A 2,656-nucleotide genomic window follows, 5' to 3' on the forward strand; every position below is an offset into this window, starting at 1 on the left:
CAGCAGCGCCAGGGCGAGCCCGAGGAGGATCCAGGGCAGCACGGCCCAGAGGATGTCCCAGCCGCGCCCGCTCAGGGAGCCGGCGCTCCAGCTGCGCATCGAGTCGAACGCTTTCGGGTTCAGCATCGTGATGCCGGAGGTGATGCCCCCGAGCAGCGCCCCGAGCGCCACGCCAACGAGCGTGAGCCGGATCGGGGTCGCCCCCACTCGTCCCACGGAGCCGAGCAGGTACACGAGCACCGTGACGATGATCGCCCCGGCGAACGCGAACCACAGGTATTGAGAGATCGCGTGCGCGCCGAAGAACGCGATCCCCATCGTGACGAAGAACCCGGCTCCGGCGTTCACCCCGAGGATCCCGGGATCGGCGAGCGGATTCCGAGTGAGCGCCTGGATGAGCGCGCCGGACACGCCAAGGGCTGCGCCGACGACGAGGCCGAGCACGGCCCGCGGCAGCCGCAGCTCGCGAACGATGTAGGCGGCCTCTCCGCCGTCGTCGAGGCGCAGACCCGCCCAGACCTCGGCCAGGCCGAGCCCCTTCGCCCCGAACGCGAGGCTGGCGAGGAAGCTGAGCACGAGCAGGAGCGTCAGGACGCCCAGGCCGAGGATCCGGCCGCGCGTGTGGGTGACCCGCCCGGGCCGGTGCAGGGCCTCGGCGGCCCCGCCCGCGGAGGTCACGAGGCGTTCCCGGCGCGCATCGGGACCCCGCACGAGCGAGCGCTCGGCGCTCGGCGCGGTCACAGCCCGAGGCTTTCCAGGCGCCGCTCGTAGCGGTCCCGCCCCAGTTCCTCGTCGTCAGTTTCCGCCCAGATGGCGGCGAGCCCGGCCCGGGTGCTCTCGTCGAGGGCCTCGTAGGACGCCACCCAGGCCTCCGCCTTGTCCGTCCAGTACCCGATCACCCGGTAGTGCTCGGCGGAGAGCCCGAGTTCGTGCCGGAGCAGTTTCCTCGCCCGGCGCAGCTCCTTGGACTCCCCCGCAACCCAGACGTACCCGGTGTCGCCCAGCCCCTCACGGAGGGATTCGCGTAGCGCTTCGGTGAGGGCGCTCGGGGCAATGCCGTTGCCCCGCCCCGGGAGCCAGCGCACCGTCACCTCGGCGGGGCTGCTCAGGGCAATCTCGTGCCCGGCCTCGGCGATCTCCACGATCGCGAGCGCCCGATCGCCGGGGGCCAGCTGTTCGAGCAGGCGGCCCAGGGCGGGCAGCCCGGTCGCGTCGGTGGCGAACACGAAGCGGTCCGCCCCCGCGGGGGGCGCAAAGAGCGCGCGCGGTTCCCCGAACAGGAGCCGCTCGCCGGGCACGGCAGACCCCGCCCAGGCCGCGGCCCGCCCGTGCCCGTGCAGCACGAAATCGAGGTCCATCTCCGCCTGCTCCGGCCGGTGGGCGCGGATCGTGTAGGGCTGCACGTGCGGGTAGGGGGCCTCCCCGAAGTCCCAGTTGCCGTCCTCGCGCTCGCGGGGCTCGGGCAGGGTGCCGTCGGGCTCCGGAAAGTGCACGCGAACGTACTCGTCGCCGACTCCGGTGGAGCGGTATTCCCCCAGCGTTGGCCCGGTGACGGTGACCCGCACCATTCCCGGCGACAGCCGCAGGGTCCGGGTCACGGTGACTGCGGTGACACTCATCGGGAGGCGATTCGCGCGTCGATTTCGGTCAGCAGGGCATCGATGTCGTTGATGTTTTCCAGCGCCCAGCCGTAGGAACCGGTGGGAGAACGATCGATGTTCGGGAACACCAGGTTGTTCTGCACGGCCGGCAGCTTCTCCCAGATCGCGTTGCCCGAGGTGATCTCCTCGGGCAGTTCCGCGGTCTGCTGCAGCAGCACGTCAGCGTTTTCCAGGCGACCAAGCTCCTCATAGGAGAACCAGTTCGGGAACCCGGATTCGTTAATCTCGTCCTCGGCCTGCTCCCGGTACTTCGCGCCGAGGTCGCTCCACACCCCACCGGTGAAGTGGGTGGGTGCGTAGGTGCCCCAGGTGGCTTCCTGACTGGGCACGAAGATCGCGATGGTGTTGTTGTCCAGGAAGTCCCGGTGCGCCTCCCGCACCTCGGCCAGGCGCGTCTCGTACTCCTCCTTGACGGGGGCGAGCTCCGCCTCCTTCCCGAGGAGCTCGGCAACGGCGTCGGCCCGGGTCTTCCAGCTGAGCGAGTCGCGGGCGGTGAAGGTCACGATGGGGGCGATCTTCTCGAGCTGGGGGCGCAGCTCGGCGTCCATCGGGAGGAAGTCGTTGGTGGCGATGATGACGTCGGGGTTCGCCTTGGCGATGGCCTCCACGTTGAGCTCGTAGTACTCGCCGATCGACTCGGCCCCGGACGCGGCGATCTCCGTCGTATACGCGGTCGGGATCGCGTCGCCCTCCGTGTCGGTGAAGTAGGTGTTCACGACGCCGACCGGGGTGACCCCGACGTCCATCAGCGCGCCGGGCGTGTAGAAGTCCACCGAGACGATCCGCTCGATCTCGGTCGGGACCGTGACGTCGCCGAGGTCCGTGCTGAACACCCGGGTGTCGGATGCGGCCTCAGGGGCGGCGCCCCCGGAGCAGGCAGCGAGGCCAAACGTGAGGACGAGTCCGGCGGCCAGCGCGCCGAGGAGTCGGCGCGGGGTGCGGGCAGGGGAAACGGGCATGGCGGGGTGTACCGGCACGGGGCGGGGTCCTTTCGA

Annotated in this window: 3 protein-coding genes; all 3 read right to left on the reverse strand. The window is 70.8% G+C overall.

The window, feature by feature from the left end; genetic code table 11:
* Positions 1-741: FecCD family ABC transporter permease (locus tag OOT08_RS00880; protein ID WP_325090704.1), on the reverse strand; the 741-nt coding region annotated here is incomplete at its 3' end.
* Entirely contained in the window at positions 738-1,619 is an 882-nt protein-coding gene (locus OOT08_RS00885) for a siderophore-interacting protein (protein WP_325090705.1), read from the reverse strand. The genes OOT08_RS00880 and OOT08_RS00885, both read right to left, overlap by 4 nt.
* The coding region (locus OOT08_RS00890; RefSeq protein WP_325090706.1) for an ABC transporter substrate-binding protein at positions 1,616-2,656 on the reverse strand (1,041 nt) is incomplete at its 5' end. The genes OOT08_RS00885 and OOT08_RS00890, both read right to left, overlap by 4 nt.

The organism is Leucobacter sp. M11 (genome assembly GCF_035726885.1).
Classification (GTDB): domain Bacteria; phylum Actinomycetota; class Actinomycetes; order Actinomycetales; family Microbacteriaceae; genus JAPFRB01.